We start from the raw sequence: 7,961 nt of genomic DNA, 5'->3' as shown, positions 1-7,961 counted from the left end.
GGACCGGGCCGGTGACCGAGGACGTCAGCGTCGACCAGAACGCCCTGCTCCATTTGGTGTCCGCTTGCATGTGGTGATTTTCCGCGAAGGCGGCGACCTGGTCGTCCATCCTTTTTGGCGAATATTTGCCGTCGATCTCACCGGGCGAAATGTCTGCCCGATCGAGCAGGATCTGGGCTTTGACGACAGTGGGGTCGAACTGTTGGCTCGAAGGCGGCTCGGCAAAATCCGCGGCATTGAAGGTCGCGGGATCAACTTCGGCAGCAGTCGCCGCGAGTGGGAAAAAAGCCGCAATCAATATTGGGCCGAGCCTGGAGCCAAGCATTCACTACGATTCCGAATCCAAGCGGTTAAGGTGTCAGCAACCGCAAAATGGTCAACTCACTAAAGCGAGAATTTTGGTCAACCGCGCTGGCTCGCGGGAATGCGCGAAACCGCACCACGCGACAGGCCTTCGGCCAGTCGTTTCATGTCCTGGGATTTACCGCTTGCGATCAGGCGGCCAAATTCTTCCGGGGTAAACGGCAGCGGCGCATCCGAGGACTCGCGCATGCCTGAGCTAAAAAACCGTCTCAACCAAACCGTCAGTCGCCGCATCAGGCAATCTCCACCCGCCATGCAAACCCGCTCGGAGCTTCGCGGTTCCAAGCACCTGCGCAGCTTTTCGCGCCGGGCGGGATCATTCAGAAGCTCAAACACCGACCCGCTGATCAAACGAGTGGTGGTTTCCACCTGCGGCCGGCAGTAAAACAGCATCGACACCATTTCGTTTGGGCTGATGTATCCGCCCTCCATTTCGACCTTGACGAATTCGGCGATCAACCCCTCGCCGCCCTGCGCGCGGGCGACCCCGAGTTGATCTTCCATATAGCGCTTCATTTTCTTGAGCCCGGACAGCGCGCGCAAAATCGATCCGGTTGGTGAGTTTGGCTATCGAATTGGCATAGGCAATGAATGTTGGCCGATCAGCCAGGCAGGCCGAGCTGTTCTCTCGACGATGTCGCGTAAGCGATTGTGGTCGGGCTCGTCAGCGTTACGTCGCGGACTCCTTCAGCACGTGGGCGGCACCCGCATAGGCGTGGTGACCCAGACACGGCCGACGAGCGGGAATCGCGACGCCGCCACAGGGCCCGATGCCCCGAGCTTCGCGACGGCGGCTCCGGGATCGCGGAAGAAGGCTTCGCTTGCGAAATCGATCGCGCCGTTTGCAGGCCGGTCGTGCGCCGCATGGCGGCCGCAAGACGCGACGCGCGGTGTCCGGTCGCTATGCAAGGCACTCGAAGTATTCACGAAATCGTTATTCCCCGCAAAAATACGGTTAACCCCATTTTAACGCGTTTGCGACACTATGACACAGGGGTGACCATGACGGTCTGGGATGGTCGATGTTCGATACGATTATCTTGTTGACGGGTCCGGTGGAAATGGGGCCGTTGACGTTACTGCTGCGCGGGCACAACCCGCAGCTCATTATCCATCCGGCAATGTTGCCGGATGATCTGGCGGTGCTGGATGTGGCCACGCTCGGGCGTGCGCGGCTTCTTGCGTTCTCGACACCTGTGATTGTGCCTTCCGATCTGCTGGGTGCGCTCGGCTTTGGCGCCTACAACTTCCATCCCGGGCCGCCGCAATATCCGGGCTGGGCACCGGCGCATTTTGCCCTCTACGAGGGGGCGACCGAGTTCGGCACGACCCTCCATGTGATGGCCGACCGCGTCGATGCGGGGCCGATCATTGAAGCCACGCGGTTTCCGATTCCTGCCGATATCACCGTGCTTGGCCTCGAAGGGCTCGCTTACGCGCATATGGCACGATTGTTCTGGAAATTCGCGAAGGCATTGACGACCGACGCCGAGCCGTTGCCGACGCAGCCGTTGCAATGGGGTCCGAAGAAGAGCTCGCGTCGCGCCTATCAGGCGATCTGCAATATCCCGCTCGACATCAGCAAGGAGGACCTCGAGCGACGAATGCGCGTGTTCGGCGCCGACCATTTCGGCGTGGCGCCGACCATCAATCTGCATGGCGTGACCTTTCGCGCGCTGGTCTGATACGCGATCGCCCAGCCAACCGCGGGCGTGGCGCCCCAAGCCCCATACGATCATCGCCACTATCGGTGATCAGGCGAGCGACCTCGCCGGCGCCATGCCGAACGCGGCTTCAAGTTGCCGAACCTGCTCGTTCATCAAGTGAAGTCACGATCTCGCGCCGCAGGCAGCGGGGCTCGGGCGCAATCGCTCCTATCCCTCGAATGGCGGCGTACCGTGGGTATGGAACGACTCGATCGTCTTCAGGCCCCAAGCCTGGCCCTTCTTGCGCTCGTCCTCGGTCCACACGATCGGCTTCCAGTCCGGCGCCAGGATCAGGCGCGCGCCGGCGTTGGCGACTTCGACCCGGTTGCCGCCGGGCTCGTAGACATAGAGGAAGAAAGTCTGCTGGATCGCGTGCTTGTGCGGCCCGGTTTCGATGTGCACGCCATGCTCCAGAAAGATGTCGGCGGCGCGCAAAATCTCCTCGCGGCTGTCGAGCGCGTAGGTGACGTGATGGAAGCGCCCACGCTTGCCGTAATGGTCGCGGGTATAGGCGAAGTCGTAGCTCTTGTTCGACATCGTCATCCACATCGCCGCTTCCGTGCCGTCATTCAGCACGATCTGCTCGGTCAGCCGCAAGCCCAGATATTGCTCGAAGAAAAGGCGGTTGGCCTTGATGTCGACCGCGAGGCAATTGAGATGATCGAGGCGGCGGACATTGACGCCGCGCGCCGGAAAACGCTGCGCCTGGTTTTTCAGCGCAGGCTTCAATTCCGGCGGCGCCTGGTACCATTCGGTCTCGTAATAGAGCTCGACGATATGACCGTCCGGATCCCGGCAACGGAATGCTGGCCCCTGCCCCATGTCGCCATCGACCCAGCCGATCTCGAAGCCTGAGCCCTTCAGCGCGGCGACCCGGCGCTCCAGCGCCTGCGGGCTGCGCGCCCGCAGCGCCATGTGCTCCATGCCTGAGGTCTTCGATGCGGTCAGCTTCAGCGAATAGCGCTCGTAATCGTCCCAGCCGCGCAAATAGACCGAATCCCCCTTCTGCCCGCTGACGGTCATGCCCATCACGTCGACAAAGAACTTCTGGCTCTCCGCAGGCTTCGGCGTCAGCAGTTCCAGGTGGCCGAGATGGGCGAGATCGAAGATTGGTTCGGGAGTCATCGCGGTCTCCGGGGGCTGTGACTTGACGCACTTTCTAGCCCGAACCTGGTCGATGAGCCAGACACGCGTGGAAGACCAAGGCGGACGGATCGCAAGGCCTATCCCACCACGTGGCGCACGGCGGCCCGGGTCAGGAAGCGCAGCTTCTCGTTCAGGGGGAAACGCCCGAAACTGGTCTTCACCGTCCCCACCGTGAACGCGGTGCGCTTGGAGTAGTCGATGCGGATGCCGACGATGACCGGCCGGCCATGGCGTGCGATGTCGTTGGCGTTGCCGATCACGCCTGCGATCGCCGCATTGTCGTTCATCGGCAGATAGGCAGCTCCCGTGGCCAGCGCCACGCCTTCGATGTTGAGCTTGCCGATCGCGGTGCAGGTCTTGCGGTTGTAGGGGATGGATTGCGCCTGGCCGATCTGGGCCAGTTCGCCGTCATTGAAGACGTAATAGACGATGCCGAGGCCATTGGTCGTGGCGGTCAGGATCTCCATGCAGGTCATCATGAAGGCGCCATCGCCGACGATCGCCTGCACCGAGCGATCGGGGAATGCGAATTTGGCGCCGATCGCCGCCGGCACCGCATAGCCCATGCAGTTGAAGTCGGTCGGCAGGATCACGCTCTTCGCTGCGTGGATCGGCATCAGCTCGGCGGTGAGAAAGGTGTGATTGCCGTCGTCGATGGTCAGGATGCCGTCATCGCTCATCTGGCGCCGCAGCTCATCGAAGAAACGCGCGGGATTGACGATGTCGGCGACATCGTTGCGGTACCAGCTTTCGCGATAGGCGGCCTTGTCGCGCTTGATCCGCTCGCGCACCTCTGAATCGGCATTTCGCGGCGGCATTTTCGCCTCGATCTCCCCACGCAATTGCGTCAGCACCAACCCCGCGTCACCGACGATGCCGACCTTGGCGGGATAATTGGCGCCGATCGCCTTGGGATTGATGTCGATGTGAATGAGATTGTCCGGCACCTCGGTGCCGTAGCTGCCGGTGGCGATCTCGGCGAACCGCGTTCCAATCGCGACCATGCAGTCGCAGGCGGCAAAGGCATTCTGCGCCGCCGGCACCGCGGACGGGCCGAAGCCAAATCCGACATGCAGCGGGTGGTTGCCGGGAAATACCGAAAGCCCCTGCAAGGTGGTCGCGACCGGCGCGTCCAACCATTCGGCAAGACGGATGAGCTCGCTGGTGGCGTCGCGCGCGCCCCAGCCGGCGAAGATGCAGGGATGTTTGGCGTGCGCGAGCAACTCGGCCGCGCGTGCCAATTCCGTAGCCACGTCCAACGACTGCGCCTGCTGCGGCCTGAACTGCGGCAGTTCGCCGATCTCATCCGTCATGATCAGGATGTTGACCGGCAATTCGACGAACACCGGCCCCGGCTCACCGGAGGTCGCGATCGCATAGGCCTCGAACAAGGTCGGGACCACCTGATCGTGTCGCGTCACGTGGAACGTCGCCTTGGTCAATCCGCCCATGAACTTGTGGGTGTCCATCTGGTGCAGTTGATAGAGATGTCCCGTATCGGTACGCGGACCGCCTGATATCACCAGCATCGGCACGCCATCGAGAAAGGCCTCGCCGATGCCGCTGGCGGCCTGGGTCAGGCCGGCGGCGGGGACCAGCGTCAGCACGCCGATCGAATCCGACAGCCGCCCGACGGCATCGGCCATGAAGGCGCCGCCGCCTTCATGGGTGACGAGCACCGGCGTGATGCGGTTCGAATTGTTCAGGGCGTCGTATAGTTCGGTGGTGTGCACGCCGGGAATGCCGAAGGTGAAGCGCGCCCCGATCTGCTCGAGGGCGTAGACCGTCAGCCAGGCTCCGGTTCTCTTCATACTGCCCTCTCTCGCGATCGCCACTCATGTATTCGGGAACATGGTCCTGCCGTCGATCGACGCCGCCGCGATGCGGGCCGAAAGGATGCAGCCGCCGAGAAACGTCCCTTCCAGCGCGCGCCGGCCATGGACGCCACCGCCGCCGAAGCCAGCGGCTTCGCCGACTGCATAGAGGCCCGCTATCGGCCGCCCGGCCGTATCGAGCACCCTGCTCTCCAGATCGGTCTGGATACCGCCGAGGCTCTTGCGGCTGATGATGAATTCACGAACCGCGATCAGCGGCAATGCCCTTGCGTCATCGATCGGTTGAAACTTGCACAGCCTGACCCGGTCGCCGCGATACTGCCGTAGGCTGGCGATGCGGCGCAACTGCTCGTCGTTCATCAGGCTCGTCCCGCGGGCGATGGTCGCATCATATTGCGCGACGGCATCCCGCACGATGTCGAGATCGACCGCGGAATCGCCCTGTAGCGCGTTCATCTTGGCGACCAGCTCCGGCAGCGTGGCTGCTGCGACGAAATCCCGGCAATGGTCGAGCATCTCGCGCACCAGCCAGCGGTTGCCGAACAGGATGTCGCGCAGGAAACCGAGCCTTTTCTGGTCGCGGATCGATGGATTGTACTCGGCACCGGAGACCGCCAGTTCCTTCAGCGCAATGCGCCGGTTCATCAGCTGCCAGGAATACTGCCGTTGCTGCCCGCAGATCGCGGTGACGAGCCGCCTGGTGTCGAAGCCCGACACCAAAGGCTGTGGCCCGATGCGCTCGCCGCGCCAGTTAAGCCACAGGGCTGAGCGCGGCGGCACCAGTGATAGTCCGTGCTGCGGCTTGCGCGGGCGCGGATGATGCACGCCCGCGGCATAGTTCCACATATTGTCCAGGTGCGTGAGCACGCCGCCGACCATGGCGGTCGCGTCATGGAGGCGGCCGTCGGCGAAACGATGTGAGCCGTTCAGGAGCTCTTTCGGCACCGTCCCCCATTCGCGATGCCAGTGTTGCCTGATACGGCTGAGATCGCCGCCATTGATGCCGCCGGCAGCCACCACCACGCAGTCCGCCCGCGCTGCGAACGGCGCGCCCGTCGTCTCGTCGACGCCCTCGGCGCCCGCGATCCTGCCGGCTCGCATCGTGAGCTGCTCGACCCTGCGGTTGAAGCGAAGGGTCAACCGGGACGCATTGCGATGGCCGCGCAAGGCTGCAATCAGGACTTCCGTCAGTCCCTTGCCGGTGCCCCAGGCGACGTGAAAGCGCGGCACCGAATTGCCGGGACGGTACTCGCCGCGCTCGACCCAATTGACGACCGGAAGAAAGCTGACGCCGAAGCGGCGTACCCAGCGATAGACAGCCGACGTGCAGAGCGCCACATAGGCCTCGGCCCAGGCTTTTGGCCAGCGGTCCTCAGGCCCGAACTCGGCAAAGCTTTGCCAGTCGCGCAACGCCAGTTCGCCGGAGTCACGGATTCGCTGGCGGCGCTGCTCCGGGGAATCGACGAAGAACATCCCGCCAAAACTCTCGCGGGCCAGTCCACCGAATGTGCTTTCCTGGTCGCGGTCGAGCAGCAGCACCGATCGGCCGCCGTCGAGCAAATCCAGCGCGGTGGCAACCCCCGCGATCCCCCCGCCGATGATCAAGACGTCGCTGCGATCATCCTGCATGACCTTCTCGCGATCCAGCATCTCTTCGGGGCCTCCTCCATGGCCGCGGATCGCCAATACCACGGTTTGGCCATCTGCGGCTTTGGCACAGATCAAGATCAACCGCGCAGCGACAACGACGGCGAGGAGGCCGACCTTGCCTGCCGCTCGCTTCCTTCGGGAAGTTGGTAAACCGACCGTTAAATACGGCTTCCCCTTCGCGCCTTGCGCCGGAGCGAAACCCTTGCTTTTCAACAGGTTCTCCAGCGGACGAGGTCTCCGCCTCCGGCTGTCGCCGCTTAACCGTTTGTGCAACGACCGTCGGCATAGTGATCGCCCGATCTCCAATCCATGGCGCGCTGGGCTCAATGACATCCTTTGGACGTGTGATTTCAGTGCGGGGATCGCTGGCCCGGGTCGGTCTGCTTGCGACCAGCCCGCTGCCCGCCTCCGAAATCCGGGCAACCGTCGGCCGGTTCGTCAGCATCCGCTGCGCGACCTCGACCATCGTCGCCATGATCACTGACGTCACCTGCGAGGATTTGCCGGCCAACGCCAATTATATCGCAAGCGCAGGGGTCGACCTCCTGGGCGAAATCCTCGGCGGCGATCGGCCCAAATTCCAGCGCGGCGTCACCAATTATCCGACGATCGGCGACGAGGTGGACCTGATCACCAATCAGGAGTTGCGCACCGTCTACGCGCCGAGCGGCTCGGACCAGATCAATGTCGGCACGCTGCAGCAGGATCGCTCCGTGATCGCTTATGTCGATGTCGAGGAAATGCTGTCCAAGCACTTCGCGGTGCTCGGCTCGACCGGCGTCGGCAAATCGACCGGCGTTTCGCTGCTGCTCAACGAAATCCTCAAGGCACGTCCGAATTTGCGGATCTTCCTGCTCGACGTGCACAACGAGTATGGCCGCTGTTTCGGCGATCGGGCGCTGGTGCTCAATCCGCGCAATCTGAAGCTGCCGTTCTGGCTGTTCAATTTCGAGGAAATCGTCGACGTGCTGTTCGGCGGCCGGCCCGGCGTGCCCGAGGAGCTCGACATCCTGGCCGAGGTCATTCCGCTCGCCAAGGGACTCTATACCCAGTACCAGAACTCCGACCGGCTCGGGCTCAAGCGCGTCGATCCGAAGGCCGTCGGCTATACCGTCGACACGCCGGTGCCGTACCGCCTGGTCGACCTGATCTCGCTGATCGACGAGCGCATGGGCAAGCTGGAAAACCGTTCCTCCCGCATCATCTATCACAAGCTGATTTCGCGCATCGAAACCGTGCGCAACGACCCGCGCTACACCTT

The 7,961-nt window shown here is 63.0% G+C and carries 7 protein-coding genes; 3 read left to right on the top strand and 4 right to left on the bottom strand.

Translation table 11 applies throughout. From position 1 onward, the window contains the following. Positions 1–388 (top strand): hypothetical protein (locus tag WCB02_RS36810; RefSeq protein ID WP_423966663.1); only part of this gene is annotated, 388 nt, incomplete at its 5' end. Positions 389–402: 14 nt separating this feature from the next. Here WCB02_RS36810 and WCB02_RS36805 read toward each other — a convergent pair. Further along, on the bottom strand, positions 403–906 hold the full coding sequence (locus tag WCB02_RS36805; RefSeq protein WP_423966661.1) for a hypothetical protein: 504 nt from the start codon (positions 904–906) through the stop codon (positions 403–405). A gap of 479 nt (positions 907–1,385) precedes the next feature. Between WCB02_RS36805 and WCB02_RS36800 the strand changes: the two genes are divergently transcribed. Continuing rightward, the gene (locus WCB02_RS36800) at positions 1,386–2,048 is read left to right on the top strand and encodes a formyltransferase family protein (RefSeq protein ID WP_423966658.1); all 663 of its coding nucleotides are present in this window, start codon (positions 1,386–1,388) and stop codon (positions 2,046–2,048) included. Between the two features lie 189 nt (positions 2,049–2,237). Here the strand turns inward: WCB02_RS36800 and WCB02_RS36795 are convergent, their stop codons facing one another. From WCB02_RS36795 to WCB02_RS36785, 3 genes are all read right to left on the bottom strand, one after another. Then, positions 2,238–3,194, bottom strand: a complete 957-nt coding sequence (locus WCB02_RS36795; RefSeq protein ID WP_423966655.1) for a catechol 2,3-dioxygenase — start codon at positions 3,192–3,194, stop codon at positions 2,238–2,240. A gap of 98 nt (positions 3,195–3,292) precedes the next feature. After that, positions 3,293–5,026 carry a thiamine pyrophosphate-binding protein gene (locus tag WCB02_RS36790; protein WP_423966653.1) on the bottom strand — a complete coding sequence of 578 codons (1,734 nt, stop codon included), beginning with the start codon at positions 5,024–5,026 and terminating at the stop codon, positions 3,293–3,295. Between the two features lie 24 nt (positions 5,027–5,050). After that, positions 5,051–6,742 carry an FAD-binding dehydrogenase gene (locus tag WCB02_RS36785; protein WP_423966651.1) on the bottom strand — a complete coding sequence of 564 codons (1,692 nt, stop codon included), beginning with the start codon at positions 6,740–6,742 and terminating at the stop codon, positions 5,051–5,053. A gap of 284 nt (positions 6,743–7,026) precedes the next feature. On the opposite strand from WCB02_RS36785, the gene WCB02_RS36780 reads away from it, so the two are divergent. After that, on the top strand, positions 7,027–7,961 hold a 935-nt coding region (locus tag WCB02_RS36780), incomplete at its 3' end, for an ATP-binding protein (protein WP_423966649.1).

Source organism: Bradyrhizobium sp., from assembly GCF_049581145.1.
GTDB lineage: Bacteria > Pseudomonadota > Alphaproteobacteria > Rhizobiales > Xanthobacteraceae > Bradyrhizobium.
The sequence above is the reverse complement of the archived record's forward strand: the minus strand, read 5'-3'. Positions and strand labels throughout refer to the sequence as shown.

What these genes read in the sequence shown, in the direction of transcription:
- WCB02_RS36800 (WP_423966658.1), top strand. Translation starts at nt 1,386, where the DNA reads ATGTTCGATACGATTATCTTGTTGACGGGTCCGGTGGAAATGGGGCCG.
- WCB02_RS36795 (WP_423966655.1), bottom strand. Translation starts at nt 3,194, where the DNA reads ATGACTCCCGAACCAATCTTCGATCTCGCCCATCTCGGCCACCTGGAA.
- WCB02_RS36790 (WP_423966653.1), bottom strand. Translation starts at nt 5,026, where the DNA reads ATGAAGAGAACCGGAGCCTGGCTGACGGTCTACGCCCTCGAGCAGATC.